This is a genomic window from Streptomyces sp. NPDC048111, assembly GCF_043202815.1.
In the GTDB taxonomy this organism is placed as follows: Bacteria; Actinomycetota; Actinomycetes; order Streptomycetales; family Streptomycetaceae; genus Streptomyces.
Genome location: NZ_JBIDBD010000019.1, coordinates 36,226 through 59,140, shown reverse-complemented (window position 1 = coordinate 59,140; position 22,915 = coordinate 36,226). Strand labels below are relative to the sequence as shown.

Sequence of the window (22,915 nt, the reverse complement as noted above, 5' to 3'; positions counted from 1 at the left end):
TACTGCGGCAAGGAGGGGTTTTAGGCCCAGAAGCCGAGGTGGGTGACGTGCTCGTACATGCGCCAGTCGGAGTCGAGGTCGGTGATGACGTCGTGCCACCGGTGGGTCAGCTCGCGCAGGTCGCTGCGCGACCAGGCCGTGACGATGGGGTCCCAGCGGTAGATGTTCTTGTGCCGCCACCGGGCGGTGCGCCGGTGTTCGTCGCTGACGTCGCTCTGGTCGACGGGGTAGATCTCCACGCAGGTGCCTCCCCCGGCGTTGAGGCGGCGCGTCATGCTGAGCGCCATGTTGCGGCGGCGCAGCAGGCGGAAGGCGTCCTCCAGGCGCCGCTGCCGCTCGGGCCTTGGGCAGCGTTCCTCGGCGAGCCACGCAGTGATCATCCGTCGGTCCAGGCGGATGCCGCAGTCCTGCATGAAGGTGTAGCCGGTGCGGGAGCGGGTGAGGTAGAGCAGGTTGCGCCTGAGCCGTTCCGGCGGCGTCATGTAAGGGTTGGTGACCTGGGCGATCTCATCAAGTGTGGTACTGAGGGCTACGGCCCCGGGCACGCCCTGGGCCCCTAACCGTCCGAATCCCATTAGAGCCTTCTCCGGGGTTTCACGTAATCATGGGGTGGTGCGCTGCGGGCTTCGAAGGGGCGCCTTCTCGTGTGGAGAGGCACCGCGTCGCCGTGCTCCGCGCGCGGCTGGCCCCCAACGTCATGGCCGGGTGGGCACGTTGGGTGACCCGGAGCCGGGTGGGCTCCGATGCACGGCACCCTAGGAGAGCGGGAGTCCACCCGAATGAGTTCTGGTCGACATCAAGGTGCGGAACATTTCGGGGCAATGTGCAGCTCCGGAATCGCCTCCGTCGGCCCACTCGCCTGGCGGTGAACCGAGTAGCACAGGGCTTCGATCGGCTATCGGCACAGCTGGTGCGATCCGAGAGGAAACGCATGTGTTCAGCCACCGCCAACCGTGCCGTCGATGCCGGATAGACGTGCGGGCAGGTCATTTTTCGGGGCGCGGGAGTCGCTTTCAGCCATGGAAGAGACGGAAGGTCCGCAGGTCTCGCTCTCACCTACTCGCGAGTACTTGTCGCAGCACGCCCCGACCCGGGCTGTACACGCCACACGCGGGGCGAGAGGCGACGCAAGACAAGAGGAACACTAGCGTTCGGGTCTGACAGTGCAGCTCTAGCTTCCTCGCACAACTCGCCTTCCTCGCCGCGTAATTGACTCAATCCTGCTGCTTGCCGGCGCTTTAACAGACCCTGTGGTCAGTCGACGCTGGTCAGGAGACCAGGGCATGTGGACGATGGAGAGGGGGCATGGCTTGATGCGCCTCCGACGGGAAGAGCAGGAAGGTTTCGGCACGGAGGACTTGTCAGAGCCGTCATCCAAGATGCCCCCATGAGCCTCACTTCCCACCTCAAGGACGCCCGCTCCCCCATCTCGCGCTTTCTGGCCGAGCAGCTTCCTGACACCAGGGCTGTCCTGACCGACTACCGCGACCGTTTAGCCCATTTCCCCGCCCCGCTGCGGCCGCAGGCAAAAGCTGGACTGAAGCCCGAGTACCGGATGCTCGGCCACACCATCGATCACCGCCTGCGGATCTCGCTGGGGGCGCCGACCGGCTCCCCCATCACGGAAGGCATCGTCCGAGCCGTCATCGACGACGACGGCTGGCCCAGCCAGGAAGTAATCCGCGCCGTGCAGAAGGCGGGCGACGCCATGGTGGAAGAGCTGGCCCGGTACGAAGGCGACGCAGGGCAACCCTTGTGCCTCGCGCCGACGGACGAAGACCGGCTCATCCGGCTGTGCCATGTCGCCTCCAGTTTCGAGGCCATCTTCCGCCACTGCGGCTGGATGCGCGGGAACACGCTCGGTCTCTGTGCTACCGATGCAACCCTGGACAACCTGGTCGATGCTGTGCCGGACTACGTCGTCGGTGACATCCGCCAGCAGATGCAACTCGCCGCAGACCCAGGACCGTTCGAGAACATGCGACTCCTGCCTGCCAGCGCCCGGGCCTGCGGTCCCGTCTTCGACGGCAGCCTGCAGGTCGGCGGAGCGGACGCCGACTTCATCCTCGATGGCTCACTCATCGACTGCAAGGCAACCATCCGCCCGGAACGCATCAGCCGCGCAGAGATTTACCAGTTGGCCGGGTACCTGCTGCTCGACTACAGCGACACGCATTCCATCACCACCGTCGCGCTCTACCTCTCGCGCCAGGGCGCGCTCATCAACTGGAGCGTGGAGGACTTTCTCGGCCTGCTCGGTGCACGACATGAACTGCTTGCCTTGAGGGAGGCGTGTCGCCATACGCTGACGGAGGGTCGACACGGCATCCCGTTGCCTCCCCCAGACTCCGCCCGTCCATTCCCCCGGCCCCGTTCTGCATCATCCGCCCCCCTCCAGCCGTCGTTATTCGATCAGCTGGACTGAGGCGACCCGCTAGGCAAGGCATGCCGCGGGCCAACTGCGGCATGTTGTCGGGTCGATACGCCTGTCTGTCAGGCCGAGCGGATGTGCTGGCTCCTCCGCAGCCAGTGCGCCGACCTCGACGACGAGCCCTGCACAGACAGTGAAGAAGCAGAAGACGAGCAGAACTACGCACCCAACCGTGCCCGTTTCGCTCGGCTCGTCCGGCAACGCTCGACCAGCCGACGGCGCCCCTTGATGGTGAGGGGCGCGTTTCGATGCGTCGCGCAGTGGGACCAGGCGCGGGGCCGCTTGCGATGTTCCGCTGGGAGATGGCCTCTGCCACTCCCCCACCTGGCACGTCGCCTACAGTGCCGAATTCACCGACCAGGGGCTGGTCTGCTCACCCGTCGCCGACGACGCTCTGGTCCGCCACCAGCGCACGACGGTGCCCGCCGCCGAGTGGATCAACAAGCACAAGCCCTACCTGTACTTCGCCGGCGACCGCCTGCTGACCCCCGACGACCGGCTGCACGCACCCCGCACCGACCTGCCGCCCTTCGACCTGTCCCTGCTGAAACCTCTGGGCTGGAACGGCATCGACATCAAGATCGAGTCCATGGGGCCCGACCGGCTGGCGCGCTCCGTCCAGCACTACATGTCCCTCCACCTCAGCGGCGAGCAGCACTTCGACATCCTGGTCAACGACGACGGCTCCGGCGAAGTCTCCGACCTCGTCGGCATTACCGCGGACGACACCGATATCACCATCACCCTCGTGCACTGCAAGTACTCCTGCGAGCCCTTCCCCGGAGCCCGCGTTGACGATCTGTACGAGGTGTGCGGGCAGGCGGCTCGCGGCGCGAAATGGCGCGAGTACGGCACAGACGCACTGCTGCGAACCCTGGATCGCAGGGCAGGGAAATACGCCGCCCGAAACCCCGGCAAGACCCCTGATCGGCAGCATCGATGAGCTGTACCGCATCCGTGAACGCGCGCCCCACCTGCGCCCGCACATCAACACCGTTATCGCCCAGCCCGGCCTGTCCGCCGCCGCCTGCAGCAGCGAGCAACAGCGCCTCCTCGCCGGCGCCCACTCCTACGCCCGGGCACTGACCAATGGCACCTTCACCGTGTACTGCAGCCTGTAGAGCCAGCGGCAGCCATCTGCCGGGGCAGCAGGATCCGGCGCAGCCAACCGCCCCTGATGCAACGGACGTTACGCCGCCGCAGGAAAGGCGGGCAGGGCCGCACCGGCGTGAGTCTGCCACGGCTCTGCCCGGCGCAAGGCCTCACTGGGGCGCTTCATCAGGCGCCGGGCGCTCCGGCTCGTTCATCTTCCCGAAGGGGACGTGCACGCTGGGCGTACTGCGGGCGGTACCGGCCAGATGACGGACCTGGTCATCGAAGAAGATGTGGGGCTTGAGCACGCCCATGATCGTGCTCTTGTCTATGTTGCCGAGGAAGAAGGCGTCGTTGACGGTTACTCCCCAGCCCTTCAGGCTGCGCACCGCGCGTTCGTGAGCGGGGGCGTTGCGGGCGGTGACGAGGGAGACGTGGACGCGGATCTTGTAGTCCGGGTCCTTGGCCCGCTGTTCTTCTTCGCGCTGCTGGAGCCGGTTGATGTTGGCGAGGAAGTCCCGCAGTGGCCCCGGGTCGTGCGGGGTGGCGGCGTTCGTCGTCTCGTGGGAGCGGAACCCCTCGATGCCGTCGGTCTGGTAGATCTGTTCCGAGGCGTCATCGGCGAGGATCCCGTCGAAGTCGAAGGCGATCCGCAGGTCCTGGTCATCGCTCTCGTCGGCCGCTACAGGGCCGAGGACGCGGCCGGCGGGCAGCCCGAGGGCGACGGCCTCGCGGACGTCGGACTCATTCGCGGACAGGAACAGGGACATGTTCAGGGACGGCATGAAGCGGTAAGGCGAGCGCCCTTGCATGAAGATGGCCCGGCTGATCGGCAGGCCATGGGACTGAATCGATCGCATGACCCGCAGTCCGGTGTCGGGGTCGTTGCGGGACAGGACGATGACCTCGACCAGAGGATCGTCGGGCGAGAGGTCGTTTAGGGACAGCAGTCTGCGGATGAAGGGGAACGCGGCCCCGCTGCCCAGCGTGTCGTCCAGGTGCTGCTCCTGGTAGGCCCGGTAGGCCTCCTCTCCCTGCTCACGGAAGACGGCATCCGCCTCCGCCAGGTCGAACAGCGCGCTGGAGGCGATTCCGACGACCAGGCGTTTTTCAAGTTCGTAGGCCACGGCGCTCTCCCTAGCATAAATTCGCACACCCGTCTCAATCATGGTAGCGAGCCACGGCTGGCGGGAATGGCAACGGCTGCGCACATCCGTTCGCACCGGGGAGGAGGGGTTGTTTCAAATGGTGTCTCACGTTCCGTTGCCGGCCGCTGGCCGGGGGCGAGCCTCTGGGTAGGGTGTTGACGCAAACTTGCGGGCTCTTCCTCTCACACGGAGCCCGGCGCACCCGGGCACCGGGACGGCCGCGCCTGGACGTGCGATCCGTTCCCGCAGCACAGCGCACGGTGGAGCTCCTTCTAGGACGAGTGGCAGTTTCGGGTGGGCTGAGCTGCCAGGGGGCTGACCCGTCGAGCGGCTCCCGCGCCAGTCCAGGCATCCATGCAGCCGGTCAGCGCCAGGTGAGTACTTCAGGGCCGCGCGGCGGCCGCAGGAGACGCGATCGGAAACGCTACGGGCGCCAGCAGCGAGGTCGAGGAGCGATGAGCGCCAAGGCGCCGGATGAGGCGGCAGCTGAGGAGGAGGTGACGACGGCAGCCCGGCGCCCGGAACAGGTGGCGGCCTGTGGTGGTGGCGCCGTGACCGCGGGCGACACTGCTTCCCACAACGCCACGGCAAAGGGTGCGACTGTCATCGACGACCGCACCTTCGTGACGGTCTCCTGAGGAGGAGCACGCTCCTATTCGCGCCTACACCGAGCAGTTGCGCGTACTGAACGGCCGGCTAGACCTTGACGTCCGCGTCCCGACCACCGAGGGCGAGCACCCTCGGATGGAACTATGTGAGGTGTTCGGGCCGCCTTCGGTGTATTGGGGCCGGCACCCCAGCTCCCCTCCCCCGCAGTCCTCGACGCTCTTCTGCGCGGGCCACGCTTTCCACCACGCTCGCCACGACGCCCGATACCAGTGCACTCGACGCCGTGCTCGCCAACGCCTACAGGGAGCCTGGCACCCGCTCCCTCAGCCCTTTGACCCGCCCTACGGCAGGGTTGACGCCCATCCCTCACACGACCCTTTACACCGCCATCAACCACCGCACACTGTCCGTAACCGAGAAGCAGGGCAACATTCCTAGCCATCTGCCGCGTCAAACCAAGCGACCGCGTCCACAACCACAGTGCAGGGCTACACGATCGTGCCTTCAGCAGGCATTCCGGCCTCTGCGTGACCGAGGGCAGTGCTGGCAGACCATCCCTTTGCTCCGTTTGGCCACGGAATCTTCGGCAGCATGTCCCAGCGGGCACAGCCACCACACCACGCTCCCGCTATGCGGCGTCACGTCAGTTGGCAGGAGAGTCCCGTTGAGGGTCGGATGCCATTGCCCGGCCAGGTCCGGTCTCTGTGCTGCAAGGGAGGTGGCCTCGGTGGCGTAGCGGCCGGAGCAGAAGCCGCATCCGGTTCCCCTGCCGACACGTTGGTCGATGCCGGCGCGCCATGCGTGACCGGCTGCGCACAGCCACCACACCTCTTTGCCGGAGCCGGCGGTGACCTGCGTCGGAGTGAGCTCGCCGTTTCGGTGCGGATGCCATTGCTCGGCGATGTGGGGGAACCGTGCTGCGAGGGATCTGTCTCCGTGGTCCCGAGCGCGCAGCGCGTTCACGGCGCGGTCTGCTTCTTCCTGGGCGACGAGTCGGCCGCCGGCGATGTATGCTGCGGCCGCCTGGTGCGCAGCGGCCGCGGGGAGGTAGTCCTCGTCGATCATTTTCTGCAGCACTGCGACTGCCACTTGGAAGGGCTTCGCGGCTCTCGGTGCCCTGGTGTCGCTGGGTCGGGACACTGGGCCGCCAGGTCGTTGCCGTATCCCACTTTACGGTTCCCGCAATAGGGGCACCCGCATCCGCGGCTCCTGCTGTGGATCACGGCCTGCCACTCGTGACCGCACGCTCCGAGCCACCATGCTTTTCGGCTTGACCCTGCTGCGACCGAATCCGGAGTGGTGTCACCGTTACGGCTGGGATGCCACTCGCTGGCTACCTGTGGGGCCGCCAGCCTGAGGCTGGTACCTCGTGCCTGCCCCCCCTCGTGATGGGCGGTGGCTGCTCGGCGTGCAGATGTCATAGCAAGGCAGGCTAACTCCCGACACTGACAGTTGCTTTCACCGTTCTTTGCGGCCGCCCGCCCGCGGGAACGCAACTGAACCAATGGAAGGGCTCGGTGCGGTGGGAAGGCGGCAGCCGCGTCCGCCGAAAGCACGTGCGCGGCACGGAATCGCCGGCTGACGCATGGTGCAGACGTCGGTTCTGGGGCGCTGTGCACGGTCGTGCCTTCAGGAGACGCCCCGGTTTCTAGAACTGCCCCACAGACGCTGGGCCAGGCGGTGGCAGCACCTGCAGTCGCTGGTAGCGCCGTCGCTGTGCGCGATACGCCGCGAGCAAGAGCTCCGCCATACCTCGCCTGGATGTGCACGCGCACCTAAGGACGGCGCTTTCAGTGCTGTTTCGTCTGGCGCCAGACGTTCTGATAGGCCCGGTAAAGATCCCGCAAGGCACCGGATGGTCTTTCGGGCCAGGCGGTTTTGATCTGCCGCTCCCCCCAGCAGAGGGTGACGATCGCACGGCTGGCCGCATAGCGTCGAAGGAGGTCGGCACGTAGATACAACAGCCCGCCCGAGAAGCCGGAAGGGGCCGCGAAAGACCGCGCGGCGAGTGCGCCGGAGGGTTCGCACTGGTCGAAGCCCGCCGGGAGAGCACGCAGGTCGAAAGCCTGTGAGAACAGCCGGCTGGGGACGTAGGCGGTCGCCTGGTTCTGGCTGCTGTGGTGGGACTCCCAGGTGAAGTGGTGGGCCAGCCGCTCGAAGGGGAGGTCGGGCCGGTCGTAGCGCGGTGTGCCGCTGTACAGGTCCTCGGTGGTCAGTCCCGGTTCAGGTGCAGCGAACCGGGTGTGCCATGGGATCTCACCGGCGAAGACGTAGTACTGGGCGGGCAGGTCGATCATGTCTCGGCCCGGGTGGGGCGAGGCATCGAACACCTCTAGGAGGTCGGTCAGGTTCTCCTGACTGACGAGGACGGTGTTGAACAGGCCGAAGGCGTTGCGCCCGGTGGTCACATCCTTGGTGTCGATCTCTGCGTGCACGAGCAGCCATGGGCCTTCGTCCTCATCGAGCCGGGCCGGCGTAAGGAAGTCGTCTGGCACGTCGGCGATTCCGTGGCGCAGCCATTCGAGGTCGTCGGTTGGTGTCCGCGGCGTCCAGGTGCCGAGCGGGACCGGGACCGGTTGCGGGGGCTGGGGGAAGGCCGGGTCGATGTCTACTTCGAGGTCCTCGGGTGGCTGGCCGCGGTCGGCGAGCATGCCCGCCATGGTGTGGTAGCCGATCCAGCCGTACTTCTTGCCGTAGCGGTCGATCCGGCCGCCGGGGGTGTGGCGCTGGCGAGAGGCTGCTGAGGTGATGCGGTTTTCGACCTCGTCGAACAGGCCGGGGCGCCAGCCCAGTGCGTGCACTACGCCGAGGACGACAGCGGTGGCTTCCCGGTGGCCGGGGTGGGAGTCGTCGTAGTTGTTGCGGTCCGGGAACAGGCGTCCGAGGGTGTAGTTGCCGAAGTCCATGCCCAGGGTCGGGCTGACGTCGTCCCGGCGTGGGTCGCCCTCGGGCAGCGGGGTGATTGCCGGTGCTGCGGTGAAGGTCAGGGGTAGTTCGGCTGCGGCGGGCACCGTGGCGGGATACCAGCGGTGGGCGAGGTCGAACGTTGAGGAGACGTAGTACCGGGTCAGGGCGTGGAAGATGGGGTGGGTGGCCCGGGGCCCGGTGTAGGCGTTCAGCAGTCCTGCAAGGTAGTCAGGCAGGGCGGCTTCCAGGTCCGGGTCATGGAGAGGGTGGGCCGTCGCGACGCCGTAGCAGGCGGCGACCATGCGTTCGCCGACGTAGGCGTCGTTGACGGTGATCGCTTCCAGGGTGAGGGTGAACAGTCCGCTGATGTCGTGTCGGCCGTACCAGTACAGGGCGGCCGTGGCGGCGTCGCGGAGGTCGCGGTCGGTGCTGGTCAGCGTCCACATCAACCACCGGGCCCGCAGTCGGTCGGTTTCCGCGCGGTGCGGATGGTCGCGCCAGCGTGTGGCCAGGGCGGTCGTGTCGGCGAGGAGGGGGCGGCTGTGGGCGCGCTGCCACTCGCTCCAGCGCAGGTCGCGGTCGGCGACGGCGCGGTCACGCAGGATCCGGTTGAGGAAATGCGCGTTGAGGGGGTGCCCGGGGGCTGCGCGGGTGCTGTAGAGCCGCTGAAGGATGTCGTTTCTTCCGCGGAGATCGTCGCAGTGGGTGGCGAGGGCGTCCACGGTGGCGGAGTCGAGGTGGTCTGCTTCAAGCCGGGCGGCGTGCAGGAGGGCACGCAGGCGGAGGGGTGCGGCGACGGACTGCCACAGTTGCGCGGCGCCGGCGCGGGGCAGGACACCTGCCAGGGCCTGGAAGATGTCGGTGGCGAGCGGATGGCGTTCGTTCGGTTTGCCGTTGAAGCGCGCCGTGGTGGTGTCTTCTCTCAGCAGTTGGTCGATGCCCCTGCCGTGGGTATGCACCAGACTGGCGGCGATGACGTGTCCGGCCATCAGGTCGTAGACGAACGACCAGGCCGTGCCGCCCGCGTCGTCGGGGTGGCGCAGGAGGACGCCTTCGTGTTCGAGGGCTGCGAGAAGGCTCTCCTGCCAGCGGCGATAGGGGTCCTGGCAGAGCTGCTTCGCCTGGGTGTCGGGAAGGTCGCGGGCTTGGTTCTCCCACAGGGCGTTTCCCAGCGCGTCGAGGGCTTGGTTGACGTCGTTGGGGTGGATGGACGGAATGAGTTCGTAGACGCGGCGAGCGGCGGAGGTGAGGAAGTCGCTGAAGATTCCGGTGAGGGAGCTGGGCAGGCCCGCCGCACTGACGGGTTGTCTGCGGTCCCGGTTGGCTGCGGTGCAGTAGATCTTCAGTGTCAACGGATGGCTGAGGAGTTCGCGCGGCAGGTCTGCACCGCCGGGTTCGATTTTGTAGTGGGTGAAGTAGCGGGCGATGGCTTTGTCGAGGTCCTCGTCGAATCCGTCGAGCTCGAGGATGTCGTTCACGCCGGCGGGGATGGTGTCGTCGAGGAAGGCCTCGCGGACCGTGCACACCACGAGCACGGACGGGTACCGCTTGAGGGTCACCTGCAGGCTACGCAGCAACGGCGGCCACATGGTGGGGGTTTCAGCCTCGTTCAGGCCGTCGATGACGATGGGCAGCCGGCATCCGGCGCGTTGTGCGGCCGCATCGACGGCGGCGAGGAGTTCCTCGAAGGAGGCCAGGGGCTTACCCGCCGCGGTGATCTGACCGGCGAGGTCGTCGAGGGTCTGGCGGGCGCTCAGGCGCCTGCCGTAGAGCAGGACACCGGCGGGGCGTGCCGCTGTCGGCGCGGTGAGCGTCGCGGACAGTTGCGTTTTGCCGAATCCGGCGTCGCCGGTGACGACCGCGAGTCGGGTCGACAGGTGATCGGTGACGTGGTGAGCGAGAGCGGCGGCGTCGCGGATGTGGGCGATCAGGTTGGTCAGCGGCAACGCGGCAGCGTGCCCCAGGGCCCGTAGCCGCCGGAGCACGGCGGGCTGCGCCAGGGGGGCCGGGGGCACGGTGCGGTCTGTGGCGCCGAGCAGCGGGGAGGGGCAGCTGTTGCGGATCTGCTGGTGTGCCTCGTGCAGGAGTTCGGAGATGTCTCGTCCGGTGGCGACGATCGTCGCGGTCTCCTCGGCCAGCGGGGCCGGCAAGGTGGTGGCCGCGTCGTCCAGGGCCGCTTCGAAGCGGGTGACGTTGTGATGCGTGTCGCTCAGGTCGTCCCACGCGTCGGGTTCGGCGAGCATCCGCCGAACCCGGTGCTCGGCAGCCGATGCCTGATGCACTTCAGGAATCCAGCGTTCGCCCGCCTCGGCGGCGGCCCGTTCATGCTGTTCGGCCAGACGCTGCGGGGTCAGGACGAGGGAACCGAAGTAAGACTCGCGCAGCAAGACGGCGTCGCCGACGAAGAGATGGTCGAGTTCGACCTCCGTGGCCAGGTGCAGATGCATCCGGGTGGGCAGACCGCGGAACCACGTCTGGTCGCCGGCAGTGAGGGGGTGCCGGGTCCACAGCACGAAGTCGGTGATGCCCGGGAAATGCTTCTCGGTCTTCTCGAGGGAGTCCTCGACATCGGCTCGGCGGCCGGCGCCGATGGCGCGGCCCGCGGGGATGTCCCACCACTTGGTCTGCCACCCGAAGCAGCGACCGGGCTCACCGAGCGGGCAGGCGGGCTGGTCGATGTCGAGGTGGAACTCGACCCCCGGCTGCTGGGCCAGGGCGATGAAGCGACCGTAACGAGCGTATGCGTGGGTGACGGCACCCCGGCACAGCAGCTCGAAGTTGTCCCGGCGGCTTCCCGGCAGCGCGGTGAACTTCTCCCAGTCCAGCCCGGTCATCGGATCGTTCGCCCCCTATTCGCCCCGGCCTTGGCCAGTGCCGGGGTAGTCGTGCGCGGAATACACCTCGATGCGGGCCCCCTTGTCGAGGAGGACCTTCAGCAGCGCCTGGACATCGGTCTCATCGGTGGTCACCACGATGGAGTCGCCCTCGCGTCGCATGGTGAGGTCGTACAAGAACTGCTCGAGCTCACGCGGCCCGATGCTGTGGAGGTTGAGGTTGCTCAGCAGTTTCAAGACCTCGTCACTGAAGCGGTCGTCCGGCTCGCCGACGATCAGGCGGCCGGCTTCCTCCTCCGCTTGCAGAGCCTTCGTGAACTCTTTGATGACGGTGTGGGCTCGTTCAGCGGCACTGGCGTCCTTGAACCGGCCGATCATGACAAGGTTCATGGAGTGCTCGGTGCCGTACCCGTACCAGACCTTCATGCGACACCCTTCTGCTGCAGGCGGTCGAGCGCAGCGAGTACACCGCGGTCGTCGACCGGTTCGCCGGCCGAGTGGTAGGAGGTGCGCCGCAGGGTTCCGGCGGCGTCGATGTGGGCGTAGGCGCGCAGTCCCGTCTCGCCCGGCAGCGGCTGGGCAGTCGGCAGTGCACCGCTGTCGCCCTCGCCGATGGTGAGGGCCACAGGCCCACGGTAGTTGGTGATCCACTGGTGCAGGGCGGCCACCGCGTGCGGGCTGGTGCCCGGGCGGCCGCGTGCCGGGCGCTCGGGCAGCAGCAGGAGTTCCGCGGCCCCGGTCGAGGCCGCCAGGTCGGCGACCGCGTCGAGATCCGGCAATGTGTCAGCGTTGACGACGCAGTTGAGCCCGAACCGGAACGCCTGCCCGATCCGAGTGAGCCGCTGAACAAGCTCGGCGAAAGGGCGGCCGCGCAGCTTCTCGTAGGTGGCATCGACTCCGTCTACGCTGACGCGGATGAAGTTGACCGCTCCGGTCAGCGCGTCGATCAACTGGGGGGTGAAGCGGTGTACGTGCGTCGTCATCGTCACCGCCAGGCCCGTGCGCTCAGCAGCGTGACGGCACACCTGCGGAAGGCGGCGGTAGAGGGTGGGTTCTCCGCCGCCGAACCCGATGCCGAGGCAGCCCTCCGCGTCCAGCTCATCGATCCATGCGCACAGCCGTGCGACGTCGAGCACCGCAGCGGTCTTGGGGGCGTAGCAGAACGGGCAGGCAAGGTCGCACGCGTTGGTCAGGGCGATCGATACCTGGCGGGGCGCACGCGCCCACTGCGTCTGAGGGGCGTCGACCTCGTCGAAGAGGACGTTCAGGCCGGTGCGACGATCAAAGAGATGTACCCCGTGAGGGCCGACACGACATTTCACCGGCAGCCCTGCATCACTCGCACATCCCCTCCATGTTTCGCCTCAAAGTATGACTGACCACACCGGCCCAAGTCACCCACTTCCTCACCAGTCACTGCATCCTCGGGGCAACGTATGGTGCAAAGACCGTCGGTTATGGCCCACACTCTGACAGGCTAGGGGCAGCACCCGCCTCGGTTGCATCGGCCCTGGCCGACGTGCTCAGCCGGTAGTACTGCTTGCGGATCCGGAAGACCGCTCTCTGCACCTGCGCTGTGGCGTGGCTCTGCTGAGGCGGCTCCTGCACGTCATGGACGAGGCGCGCGCTGCCTGACGATGGCCGATCTTGAGTCTCTTGACAGTCACCGAGCCAGTCTTCGCGTTCGGCCTCGGCGATGCGGTCGATGAGGTGGTTCCGGATCCTGATGAGGCGGTTCCGCTCTCCCGGATCGGGCGGAAGCGAGGTGGGCAACCGGGTCAGAGAGGGCCGAAGCAGCGCAGTTCGGCTTGGTACATCGCCCGGTCAGCCTGCTTGTTGTGCGTCCTTCGGGAACAGTTCGTCCCAGAGCGAGGGCCGCAGGGACCAGGGAGGGGAGGGCTGCTCGTCCGCTTCAATGCCGTATCGGTAGTCGGAGGCGTTCCGGTCCATGCATTGCACGTACGTGTTGAAAGAGCCCGCATGCAGGGCTCTTCGAGCAAGACGTGCGTTCTCCTCGTCAGCTCCAAGCCTGAGTAGTGCTCTGGACATGCCGCTCACATCGTGGTGTCCGTAGAAGGAGACGTTGTCTGTCATGCCCGTCGCGACGAGGCGGGCAGCTTCGGCCGGGCCGGCGGCCTCGGCCAACGCGTCGATGAGCTCCTCAGCAGCGGAGGCTTGGTGCACCGTGACGCATTCGGACGGCTTCCGGGCGAGAAGCAACGTGAGTGCGCCAGTGGCGTCCTGCTTATGGATCAGCCGCAGCAGCCCGGTGACCGTCTGCGGGCTGTGCAGTTCGACATGGACGGCGAGGGTCCTGAGGAATTCCTTCCGCATCTGATCACATGCGAGGTCCTCCAGGTAGACGTCGAGCAGCGGTTCCCAGTCAGTCATCCGTGAGGCGACCCGCTGCACGAGCCGGCTGCCCTCCTCGCTTCTGCCCAGGGAGTCGTAAAGGTTGATGAGATCCACGGTTTTCCTCAAGCTGTCGGCGCAGACCGTGTCCACAGGAGCTCGTGTCAGCAGAGTCTCAGTCTCATCCACAGCGTCAAGGGCGAGGAAGACCCGGTACAGCCGGGCCACACCGGCTGCGTCCGCGTCTGTCAGCTCGACGTGGGCAGCTGGCGAGCGGGAGATGAGCCGGCTCGCTGATTCTCTGTCGCCGACTGCGTGCAGGCTTTCGAGCAGCATGGCAACGCCCATAGCCTCTGTCAGCTCGATGCTGGAGGCGGGGTCGCGTCCAAGGAGGGCCTCAAGCGCTTCCTCGTGCCATTCCGCGATCGAGATCGTATTGATCAGGCGGGCCGCGGTACGTGCGTCGTCGAGCCTCACGTGATGCACCGGGTCTTGGTCCAGAAGGGCATCGAATGCGTCAACACCCGCCATGGTGCCTTCGTTCAGCATCGCTGTCAGGAAGTTGGCAACTGCGACCCCGTCGGTGACGGTGACCTCTCTGACGGCTCGCTTGATCACTGTGTCAATGTGCCTATCTGCCTTCACTTGGTCCAGTGCCGTCAGTAGGCGACCGACGTCCCAGGGATTGTTCGCGGGAGCAAGCTTTGCGATGCGTCCGGCGAGAGCGTCCGCTGCCTGATGTGCGCCTGCCTCGCCGAGCAGCTCCAGGAGGATGATCGCGTCGTAGGTGTCATCGTCCGGCGCGCCGTAGATGTCGTAGTGCTCTTTTAGGCGGACGCTGGAAGCCGGGTCACGGCGCAGCAGAGTCTGCACGGCCTGGTGTGCGTCGGCTTCCAGAAGAGTTTCTAGCAGGTAGGCGACGGCGCCGACATGCTCGAGCGGTACGGACCGGGCTGCTCGCTCGGCCAGCTCGAAGACGGCTTGGAGCCTGTTGAGGGCCTTGAAGCTGTTCATCAGCAATGCGACGTAGTAGGGATTGTCGGCGGCCGCTTGCAGCTCGGGTTCGCGCCGCAAGATGATGTCGATCGCATCGGTATGGCCTGCTTCCTTCAGCTCGTCCAGGAGGAAACTGACCGCATAGGAGTCAGTGAGCGGGGCTCTACGTGCGATCCAGGAGTAGGCGTGTGCCTCGGCTTCGAGCTGGCGGATGAAGTTCACCAGCCATCCGGCGGCGAAGGGCGCCTGCAGGATGAGTGCCTTGTGGCAGGTCAGGACTGCGCGCTTGCGCAGGCCCCTGCTCCATGCGTGGCGGGCGAGCCAGGTTAGGTCTGCGCCGTCCGTCACGTGATGTTCGGCGGCCTCCCAGAAGGTGGTGGGAAGCGGCTGGTCTGCTTGTTTCTCGCCGGCGTGCTGCTCCAGGTAGTCGGCCAGGGTGTAGACGCCGGGTGTGGCTCCCATGCCGGTGGGGAGCGCGACGGGCTGCAGGGCGCTGGCGACGCCTTTGATCGGCTGCTCACAATACTGTGTGGCGCGCTCGAACCAGTCTGCCGGCGCTGCGGCCCGTTGATGGTCCGTGAGGTATCCGGGGGCGGCGTCGTGGAGGAAGGCTTTCGTCAGGGGGGTTCGCATGCCCAGGCGTCGGGCGTCGATGGCTGCGGTCAGGACGGCTCGCCCGTAGGGACAGCGGGCGTGCTCCCAGCGATCGAGGAGGTCGGGGCCAGCGGCGAGTGTCTGGGCGACGGCTCCTGGCTCGGAGACTGTTTCCAGAGCGGCGCGCAGTGCGGAGTCGTGCTGTGCAAGGTCGTTGAGCTCCTCCAACGGACGGCCGTGGAAGCGGTTGGGGACGTCGATCGCAGAAAAGGGGCGCAGCAGCTCGCGTGTCTGCGGGTGTAGATCGTTTCCGGACGGTTCTGGGGTGACGAGGGCGTCGTAGTGCTGGGGCCACATGGTGGCTATCAGCAGTCCTGGACCTGGCCGTTCCAGGAGGTGCCGCAGGGCAGCCGCGGCGCTTTCACCGGCGGGCTCGTTGAACAGATGGTGGGCATCATCGAGCCACAGCACCGTCTGGCTGGACACGGTCTGTGCGTCGACAAGCGCGACCACGGCTTCGGCAGTCTTGGGGTGGATCAGCCGCCAGTGGGGCACAACGGCGCGGACGGCTTCGTAGGCGGTTCGCGTCTTGCCTGTGCAAGATGATCCGCGCACGACCAGGAACTCGAACTGGCTGCCGTCAGCGATCCTTTGAAGCCGACGCCGGATCTCTGTGTCGTGGGGGCGAGGGACGTAGGCCGGCAGCACGAATCCGGGGGCTGGAAGGCGCTGGCCCGGACTCGGCGCTGCGGGGTGCACTCCCAGGAGCTGCGCGCTCCAGTCAGCTGTGGCCTTGCTGGTCTCGGGCAGTCGAGCGGTTGAGATCTGCTGGCGGGCAGTGGGCGGGTGACGGCAGAAGAGGGTTGCCCATGACGGGCCGAAGAACTCCTCAACGATATGGGGGAGGTCTCTCAGGCATTCAGAGACCGATTCCAGGCCCCAGGGGATGAAGGTGATGCCTGCTTCATCCAGCCGGTCGGCCTGCCTGAGGATCTCTTCGGCGAGTTGGGTCGGTTTCAGGGAGTGGGTGGTGGCGTATATGAAGGTCGCACTGCGCGCGGCCCATGTGCCGGCCAGGAAGTCATCGACCGCGGCCCGTATTTTCGCGGGTGTCAGATCCTTGACCCTGCGAGACTGGAGGGTCAGGTACCGGCGGCTGCTGCTGGGCGCGTCGAAAGCGGCGAGGCGTACATAGAGGTCGATGCCGTCCTGCCTCTGGCCAGGAGTTCCGTACTGCTGCGCGTACTCGGCGGTGCCTGAGCGCTCTGCCAGCCGCAAGAACAGCCGCTCCGTGTTTTGCCAGGTCACCTCGGCCAGCGGCAGAACTTCCGGAGACGTCTCAACCGGAGGCGGCACTGTTGCCCCCGTGGGGGCGTCGGTGAGCCACGCTGGGAGGCGGCCGTCGTACCTGGCCTCGTCATCAAGCTCCACGCGCCCATCGTGACACGTGGCTATGACAGTTGGAGCAGCAGCTGGCCACGGTGCGGTTGATAGCACGGGGACGCCGCTTCCCCGCCCCAGTCGGGAGGCATCCGAAGACTACAGCGGGCAGCACACGTGGCGTGCGCGCTGCCGAAATTTGCGTGATGGACTGTGCTCCCGCGGTTTGAGGGCAAAGCGGTCGCCGTCCCGGGCCGGTTCAGGAACCGGTCTTGGCCGCGGGCAGATCTGCCCGGTCGAGCAAACGGACCAGGTCGTCGTAGACGCCTGCACGTTCCCCGTCTGCAGAATGAGGGATGCCGTCAGATCGATGGCCTGGTCGATCGTGCCCTGTGTGGTGCGCTTGGCCTCCTCGAGCCGCGCTCCAGTTCGCGTGCGATGTCCGGCCAAGTGGCGGCAAACGCGGCGGGCAGTCACTACAGTGCACGCGCTGCGCGCAGCGACCGCAAGAGCCCCCTGCTCCGCAACCGTCGGACACGCAGCACAGGACGACGCCCCGGACCGGACATCACGGCGCGAGGAAGACAACCCCGCTGCAGTCTTCCTGCATCCGGGCCACCCGGACAGCAGTGTCGAAGGCGATGCCACGGAAGTACTCCGCCTTCACCTGCTCGACTGGAATGACGTCCTCATCCGCCGCAGCACTCAAATGCGCCTTGACGCCCTTCTCCCACAGGACGGCCGACGCGCAGGGACGGGAGATCCACGCGTCGAAAAGGACCGCCTGGGCGATCTTGGCCTCGCCCTCATGCGCCCTGATCCGCTTCCGGACCTGCGCTTTGTCCTCCCTCTTCGTCCGGCCGACCTTGACGTACGACAGCTTCGAGCACATGGAACGGAAGAACAGGACGTATAGCCGGTCACCGACGACATCGAGCGACCCCCCTTGTACTCCAGGTCCCTCCACGACTGGTGCCGTACCGCCGCGACGACCTCCGCGGGCGGCAGACGCCCGGTGTCGAAGTAGTCGCCCAGCAGTACCTTCGCCATCATGGAGTCCAGGTACGGGTTCCTGTATTGCACGTTCAGCCTCGTCGTCGGCAACGCCTGCTGTTCCCACTGCGGCGCATCGGCGACGGATTGCTGTTCGTCGCCGAAGTACTGCTCGGTGTAGAGGTGCCCCGAACCGCAGGGACGATTGGTGAGAAGACCCAACCTTCGCTGCGACAGTCCAAGAGCTGCGGCTCCTCGTCCGCTTCACCTTAGGGCTCAGTCCTGCGGCGGCATAGGAAGTGCCATCGATCTGTCCAGCAAGATCGTCACTTGACGCCACCGACTGATGCCAGCAGCCGCCACCTAGGGCATCGCACTCAACCGCAGGTCAGATGATCTATCTCCGACACCTGACACTGCCTCAGTGACGACATCTCCTCAGTGGCACCGCAACGGCACTTCACAGGCGGTGAGGTAGAGGCGGTGGCGGGCGGGGATCGCGTCGTCGTCGTGGATAGTGCCCCAGGCCTTGCTGCGCGCTCCGGCGGTGCGGTGGGCTTCATCGACGATGGCGATGTCCCAGCGGGGCAGTTGATGATCGTGGTGGGCCAGACGGAGCTTCTTCAGTGCGGCGTAGGTGGCGAAGACGTTGACCGGGCCGTCGGCGTCTCGCACGGCATGGGCCAGCTGCGCCGGGTCGCCTGTCATGGTGAGGATGCCGTCGAGGACGGGCTCGCTGGTCTGCCGGTCGGAGCAGACCCCGAGGTAGCGGCCCGGGCGGCCGGCGGTGTACCAGACGCGGGCGGTCTGGTTAAGCAGGTCCAGGGTGGGCAGCAGAGTCAGGCTGCGGCTGTTGGTAGTGATCTCGTGGGCGACGTGGACGGCGAGGTGGGTCTTTCCGGTACCGCACGGCATGATCACCTGCTGTCGTGTGCGTCCCTCGCGAACGCGTTGAGCACACAGTCCGCGGCATCACGCTGGCGGGTCCACAGCTCACTGGACAGGCGTTCGCCGGGAAGATCAAGCTGCACGGGCCAACTCCGCAGTTCTGGCAGGTCAGTGGGTCTGCAGGAAGAATGCGCAGCACAACGCCCCCGCGCCGCCCGCCTGCGGTACCGCCACACGATCAGGTGAACTGCCAGACGAAACAGGCCCGTTCTGTTCCTAGGCGCTATGTAACTGTGCAGGTACAGCGCACGGGTGAAGACTGTGCGAGGCCGATGTCTGGCGGACAGGGCGGGAGTCGTATGGCGTGGGGCCGGAGTCTGGCGCGTGTGTCCGTGCGGCTGGCCGGCCATGAGTCGAACTGCTCACTGCTGTGGCGTGTGGCGGCGGCCCAGGGAGTGGATATCGCCTTCCTGCTGGACGAGTTGGGCGACGGAGAGCCGGGACAGCAGGCGGTACAGCCGCATCTGGCCGAGGTCTTCTTGAGCTCTCGGGCTGCCGAGCGGCTCGCCGCGATGCTGAATGTGGAACTGTCACGGCTGCAATGGGCGCTGCCTCATCTGCGCGAGACCCACCTGTTGCCCGGGCAGCAGGCCCGGTGGGAATGGCCGTGGTACCCGATGGAGCACTACCTGGTCCCGGCCTGCAGCCGGTGCGTGGCGCTGCGCGGCGGCGGGTGGGGGCCGATCTGGCTGGTCTGGCCCGAGTCCTGGAAGATCTGCGACCGGCATGGCCAGTTCACCCATGTTCGCCAGTCCGGCTCCAGTATGGATCTGGCCCCGCTGGCGCAGGTGGTGCGGGCGCACCGGCAGCGACAGCGGTTCGAACACCGACACGGCCCCATTGGGGCATACCTGATCGCGGACGCGTTCGCGATCACCGGATGGTGGTGGCGCAAGACGGTCGTGGAGTGCTGGGCGCGGCGGGCACAGCTCGCCGGGCAGCCGGAGAGCAGCCTGGAGTCGGCGTGGCTGTGGATGCACCCGGAGGCACTCGAAGTGGCCCGCGCTCTGCTGGACTACGAGCGGCAGCGCGCGATGCGCCCCGGCGGGCCATGGGCTGTGGCCGAGGCGCAGCTGCTCGAGCACCTGGCGCAGATGGCTGATGTGCTCGAGCTGCCGCCCGGGACGTGGCGGATCCCAGTGGCACAGTGGCTGCACCAGCATCACCGGTGCATGCCGCCGGTGGCGCAGACGAGCGAGCCGGGCAGGCCGGTGACGGCGCTCATACACGCCGACGACGAGCAGCAGCAATCCCTGGCCGAGCGGTGCTGTCTGCCCTGGGACTGGAACGACCCGTCCGTGCCCGTGTGACGCCGGAGCGGCAGCGCGGGCCGCCGCCCGCAGGACCTCAACTGGGCAGGTTTCGGACCGGCGTTCGCCATGCTCTTCGTCCGGGTGATCCGGCTGCGGCTGCGGCCACGAGAGGGCCCGGGTCGGCAATCATGGAGCGAGTCTGCCGGGCAGCGAGCTGACGGAGGAGTATCTACGTGCCGGACGCTCCCCTAGACCAGCAGGCGATCACCGTCTGCTATCTCGACCGGTTCGGACGTCGGCGTGAGCTGCCGGTGGAGCAGGCCGCTCAGGTGCCGTTCGAACAGCTGGCGCCCTTGCAGATGCCGGTGCCCTATCCAGGTCGGCAGTCCTTCGTCACCAAGGCCTGGGCCTCGGCCACCTGCCAGTCGCTGGCGTGCGGTTCACTGCGCCAGCAGCGCTGCGGCATGCTGCTGGACCGGGATCCGGCGGTGGCCGCGCGCAGCGCCGGGCCGATGGAGCTGCACTGGACACAGGACGGCTGCACGCAGAGCCTGCGGCCGGACTTCGTCGCCTTGCGGGCAGGGCGGCGGGAGGTCATCTGCGTGGCTCCGGAGGAGCTCACCGACCGTTGGCACGCCGGGCAGGAACTGCTGGCCCGGGCCACCGCTGTGGCCGACTGGCGGGTGCGCGTCATGCGGCCGCCGGATGGTGTGGAGCTGGACAATCTGATGCTGCTGTACGCCGCCCGCAGCCCGCAGCGGCTGGCCGTGGACGATGCCGTGGCGCTGGCCCACCGCTTCGCCGTGGCGCGCACCATCCGCTCCGGGGTGCGGGCCGCGGGCCTGCCCACGTTTGCGGGCGTGGACCTGGCCTATCACCTGATCTGGAAACGGCAGCTGCATACCGACATGACCAGGCCCCTGACACCGTCATCGACTGCGTGGCTGCAGGAGGAGGGATGACCGCGCCGCACGACGAGGTACCGGACGGCGCGGTACGGGACGGCGCCGACACCCTGGCCCTCGGCGACGCCATCGCCTTCGGCGGAGGGCGCTGGCTGGTGACCGCTTTTCACGGTCCGCGGGTCTTCCTCACCACCCCCGGGGAGACCACAGCCGAGCCTTTGATCATCCTCCAGCCGGTCCTGACCTCTGCGAAGGACTTCGCGGTCCTTAACCGGGCAGCTCCCCGCACGGTGGTCACCCACCGCGGGCACGAGCTGAAAGCCCTGCCCGCCGCACTGCGCCGCGAGGTGACCCGATGGGAGCGCATCGTGAAGGAGGTGCTGCACCAGCAAGCCCCGAACGTGCCAGCGGCCACCCGGCCCAAACCCGCCTTCGACCCGGAGCTCCACACTCTCAAGCAGCGCTACCGCACCAAGGCCGACCAGTTGACCGAGGCCGGCTGGCCGACCTCGCCCGCCACCATCGAGCGCAAGTGCCTAGCCTGGCGCAAGGAGGGACTGCTGGGGTTGATCGACCGGCGTGGCCAGCGCGCGGCCTCAGCGCACGGACGCGTCGACCAGCGGGTAATCGACCTGGTGTGGGAAATCCTGGACGGCGAACGCGACCAGGGGCTGTCGCCGGGCACCTTGTCGCGGCTGATCGGCCGTGTGCAGCAGACGGTTCGAGCCCGCTACGCCCGTGAGCTCGCCGACGCCGATGCAGCCACCGTCGCTGCGCTGCTGCCCAGCCAGCCCACGTATTACCGGCTGCTGCAGCGTCTGGGGATCACGGCACACAATGCGCATGCCGCGGCGGCCCGGCGTGCTGCCGGCCCGCCGCTCTCGGCGCTGCGGCCCGGCAGCCGGCGGGCGACCACGGCGTGCTGGCCCGGGGAACTGGTGCAGATCGACACCACCGGACTGGATGTCCTGGTCGTCGGCGACGACGGACAGATCATCTCGGTGGAGCTGACCATTGCGATCGATGTGGCCACCCGCAGCATCGTCGGTGCTCTGATCGTGCCCAAGCGGTTCCGCCGTGGTGCCGGTGCGGGCCGGTGGCTGGGCGGGCGGGCCACTCGTAGCTTCGACACGGTGCAGGTCGTGGCGCAGAGCACCGCACCGCTGCCGGTACGGCCGGGGTGGTCCCCGGAAACCTTCATGGACGGTTCGGACCTGCCCTTCGAGGAACTGCTGGCCGCCGATGAGCGGTTCGCCGGTGCGGCCGCCCGGCCGGTCATCAAACCCGAGACGCTCGTCGTCGACCACGGCTCACCGTTCGTCTCCGCGGACTTCACCCGCTCCTGCAACTGTCTGGGCATCGAGGTGCGCGAGGCCCGGCTGCGCACCCCCGTCGACAAGGCGATCGTCGAGCGCGCCATGCTGGCGATCAAGACCGGCTTCAGCCAGCACCTGGCCTCCTACACCCACCACCGTCTGGACCTGCGCGGCAAACACCTCCGCAAGCAGCCGCTGTGGACGATCGCCCAGTTGCAGGACCTGTTCGAGCAGTGGGTGGCGCTGCGCTGGCAGCAGACCCCGCACGGCGCGCTGCGCAGCCCCTTCACCCCGGGACTGAAACTCACCCCGAACCAGATGTATGCGGCGCTGATCTCGCTGCGCGGCTACCGGGCCATGGCGCTGACCGAGAGCGAGAACCGCAAGCTGCTGCCGACCGTGTGGACACGCATCAACCGCAAGGGCTTCCAGATCAACAACCGCACCTACAACCTGGACAAGGGAGCACTGGATCCCTTCCGCGGCTCCTCCGGGCTCGCGGCCTTCCAGGGAAGGTGGGAGGTGCACTACTCCCCCAACCAGCCCGAGGCCGCCTGGCTGTTCAACCACCGGGCCGCCCCAGACAGCGATCCGTGGGTGGAGGTGCCCTTCATCCACCGGCGGATCCTGCACGACCGGTGGACCGAAGAGAGCTGGGAGCAAGGACTGCAGGTCCATCTCGCCGCCGGCGGACACCGCCACGACGAGGCCGCCATCGCCCGGGCCACGCACCGCCTGCTGTCCAAAGCAGCTAAGGGGCCCGGGCCCGACGACGCACCCGCTGCCTCTGCCCGTTCCCGGCCGGCGGCACCCAAAGAGCCCTATGCCGCCGGTATGCCGCCGCTGGATCCGGAAGCGGTGCGACCCTTCCGCCGCCTCGATCGCCCCGCCGCCGAACTCTTCACCGCTGGCGAGCCCGTAAAGGACAGCGGACAGAGCGTCGATGCCTTCCTCGCCTCGCTGCCCGAACTGAACCCGCCCGCAGACGGCGATAACGGCTATAACGGCCAGCAAGGAGAGGACCGTTGAAGGCCCCGGTACGTGATCCGCAGTCCCCACCAGCTCCCCCAGCCCCGCCGGCCCCCGACACTGTCGGCCCTCCGACCACCCTGCTGGGGTGGCGCACCCGCCTGCGGCAACCGTCCTCCAAGCTCCCA

16 protein-coding genes are annotated in these 22,915 nt (G+C 67.5%); 6 read left to right on the top strand and 10 right to left on the bottom strand.

Annotation, left to right across the window (positions count from 1 at the left end; genetic code table 11):
* Window positions 1-20: 20 nt before the first annotated feature.
* Entirely contained in the window at window positions 21-482 is a 462-nt protein-coding gene (locus tag ACGF3I_RS25465; RefSeq protein WP_393135761.1) for a transcriptional regulator, read from the bottom strand.
* A 905-nt stretch (window positions 483-1,387) separates the two neighbouring features.
* Here ACGF3I_RS25465 and ACGF3I_RS25460 point away from each other — a divergent pair.
* Both ACGF3I_RS25460 and ACGF3I_RS25455 read left to right on the top strand, forming a co-directional pair.
* Window positions 1,388-2,425 (top strand): hypothetical protein, encoded by a 1,038-nt coding sequence (locus tag ACGF3I_RS25460; RefSeq protein ID WP_393135759.1) that lies wholly within the window; start codon window positions 1,388-1,390, stop codon window positions 2,423-2,425.
* Between the two features lie 424 nt (window positions 2,426-2,849).
* Complete coding sequence (locus ACGF3I_RS25455) at window positions 2,850-3,374, top strand: hypothetical protein (protein WP_393135757.1); 525 nt, start codon at window positions 2,850-2,852, stop codon at window positions 3,372-3,374.
* A gap of 319 nt (window positions 3,375-3,693) precedes the next feature.
* On the opposite strand, the gene ACGF3I_RS25450 is transcribed toward ACGF3I_RS25455, so the two are convergent.
* Window positions 3,694-4,650 (bottom strand): 5'-nucleotidase, encoded by a 957-nt coding sequence (locus ACGF3I_RS25450; protein ID WP_393135755.1) that lies wholly within the window; start codon window positions 4,648-4,650, stop codon window positions 3,694-3,696.
* A 476-nt stretch (window positions 4,651-5,126) separates the two neighbouring features.
* Here ACGF3I_RS25450 and ACGF3I_RS25445 point away from each other — a divergent pair, with 476 nt between their 5' ends.
* Window positions 5,127-5,309, top strand: a complete 183-nt coding sequence (locus tag ACGF3I_RS25445; protein ID WP_393135753.1) for a hypothetical protein — start codon at window positions 5,127-5,129, stop codon at window positions 5,307-5,309.
* Window positions 5,310-5,784: 475 nt separating this feature from the next.
* Here ACGF3I_RS25445 and ACGF3I_RS25440 read toward each other — a convergent pair whose 3' ends face one another.
* The 8 genes from ACGF3I_RS25440 to ACGF3I_RS25405 form a co-directional block, all read right to left on the bottom strand.
* A complete protein-coding gene (locus ACGF3I_RS25440; protein WP_393135751.1) occupies window positions 5,785-6,345 on the bottom strand; it encodes a zinc-ribbon domain-containing protein in 561 nt (186 codons plus the stop codon).
* Window positions 6,342-6,701: a zinc-ribbon domain-containing protein gene (locus ACGF3I_RS25435; RefSeq protein ID WP_393135749.1), complete on the bottom strand. Its 360-nt coding sequence runs from the start codon at window positions 6,699-6,701 to the stop codon at window positions 6,342-6,344. The genes ACGF3I_RS25440 and ACGF3I_RS25435 overlap by 4 nt, the downstream gene beginning before the upstream one ends.
* 369 nt (window positions 6,702-7,070) lie before the next feature.
* Window positions 7,071-11,021 carry a hypothetical protein gene (locus ACGF3I_RS25430; protein WP_393135747.1) on the bottom strand — a complete coding sequence of 1,317 codons (3,951 nt, stop codon included), beginning with the start codon at window positions 11,019-11,021 and terminating at the stop codon, window positions 7,071-7,073.
* 15 nt (window positions 11,022-11,036) lie between these two features.
* On the bottom strand, window positions 11,037-11,447 hold the full coding sequence (locus tag ACGF3I_RS25425; RefSeq protein WP_393135745.1) for a DUF6375 family protein: 411 nt from the start codon (window positions 11,445-11,447) through the stop codon (window positions 11,037-11,039).
* Window positions 11,444-12,343: a radical SAM protein gene (locus ACGF3I_RS25420; protein ID WP_393135743.1), complete on the bottom strand. Its 900-nt coding sequence runs from the start codon at window positions 12,341-12,343 to the stop codon at window positions 11,444-11,446. Before ACGF3I_RS25420 ends, ACGF3I_RS25425 begins: the two co-directional genes overlap by 4 nt.
* A 502-nt stretch (window positions 12,344-12,845) precedes the next feature.
* Complete coding sequence (locus ACGF3I_RS25415) at window positions 12,846-16,394, bottom strand: hypothetical protein (protein WP_393135741.1); 3,549 nt, start codon at window positions 16,392-16,394, stop codon at window positions 12,846-12,848.
* 517 nt (window positions 16,395-16,911) lie between these two features.
* Complete coding sequence (locus ACGF3I_RS25410; protein WP_393135739.1) at window positions 16,912-17,235, bottom strand: hypothetical protein; 324 nt, start codon at window positions 17,233-17,235, stop codon at window positions 16,912-16,914.
* Between the two features lie 539 nt (window positions 17,236-17,774).
* Window positions 17,775-18,299: a DEAD/DEAH box helicase family protein gene (locus ACGF3I_RS25405; protein ID WP_393135845.1), complete on the bottom strand. Its 525-nt coding sequence runs from the start codon at window positions 18,297-18,299 to the stop codon at window positions 17,775-17,777.
* Between the two features lie 311 nt (window positions 18,300-18,610).
* On the opposite strand from ACGF3I_RS25405, the gene ACGF3I_RS25400 reads away from it, so the two are divergent.
* The 3 genes from ACGF3I_RS25400 (at window position 18,611) to ACGF3I_RS25390 (ending at window position 22,787) form a co-directional block, all read left to right on the top strand.
* Window positions 18,611-19,594: a hypothetical protein gene (locus ACGF3I_RS25400; RefSeq protein ID WP_393135737.1), complete on the top strand. Its 984-nt coding sequence runs from the start codon at window positions 18,611-18,613 to the stop codon at window positions 19,592-19,594.
* Window positions 19,595-19,770: 176 nt separating this feature from the next.
* On the top strand, window positions 19,771-20,499 hold the full coding sequence (locus ACGF3I_RS25395) for a hypothetical protein (protein WP_393135735.1): 729 nt from the start codon (window positions 19,771-19,773) through the stop codon (window positions 20,497-20,499).
* The gene (locus ACGF3I_RS25390; RefSeq protein ID WP_393135733.1) at window positions 20,496-22,787 is read left to right on the top strand and encodes an integrase; all 2,292 of its coding nucleotides are present in this window, start codon (window positions 20,496-20,498) and stop codon (window positions 22,785-22,787) included. The genes ACGF3I_RS25395 and ACGF3I_RS25390 overlap by 4 nt, the downstream gene beginning before the upstream one ends.
* The last annotated feature ends 128 nt before the right edge of the window (window positions 22,788-22,915 follow it).

Excerpts from the sequence above, each read along its gene's own strand:
- ACGF3I_RS25465 (WP_393135761.1), bottom strand. The coding sequence starts at position 482 with ATGACGCCGCCGGAACGGCTCAGGCGCAACCTGCTCTACCTCACCCGC.
- ACGF3I_RS25425 (WP_393135745.1), bottom strand. The coding sequence starts at position 11,447 with ATGAAGGTCTGGTACGGGTACGGCACCGAGCACTCCATGAACCTTGTC.
- ACGF3I_RS25435 (WP_393135749.1), bottom strand. The coding sequence starts at position 6,701 with ATGACATCTGCACGCCGAGCAGCCACCGCCCATCACGAGGGGGGGCAG.
- ACGF3I_RS25390 (WP_393135733.1), top strand. The coding sequence starts at position 20,496 with ATGACCGCGCCGCACGACGAGGTACCGGACGGCGCGGTACGGGACGGC.
- ACGF3I_RS25440 (WP_393135751.1), bottom strand. The coding sequence starts at position 6,345 with ATGATCGACGAGGACTACCTCCCCGCGGCCGCTGCGCACCAGGCGGCC.
- ACGF3I_RS25430 (WP_393135747.1), bottom strand. The coding sequence starts at position 11,021 with ATGACCGGGCTGGACTGGGAGAAGTTCACCGCGCTGCCGGGAAGCCGC.
- ACGF3I_RS25445 (WP_393135753.1), top strand. The coding sequence starts at position 5,127 with ATGAGCGCCAAGGCGCCGGATGAGGCGGCAGCTGAGGAGGAGGTGACG.
- ACGF3I_RS25410 (WP_393135739.1), bottom strand. The coding sequence starts at position 17,235 with ATGTGCTCGAAGCTGTCGTACGTCAAGGTCGGCCGGACGAAGAGGGAG.
- ACGF3I_RS25460 (WP_393135759.1), top strand. The coding sequence starts at position 1,388 with ATGAGCCTCACTTCCCACCTCAAGGACGCCCGCTCCCCCATCTCGCGC.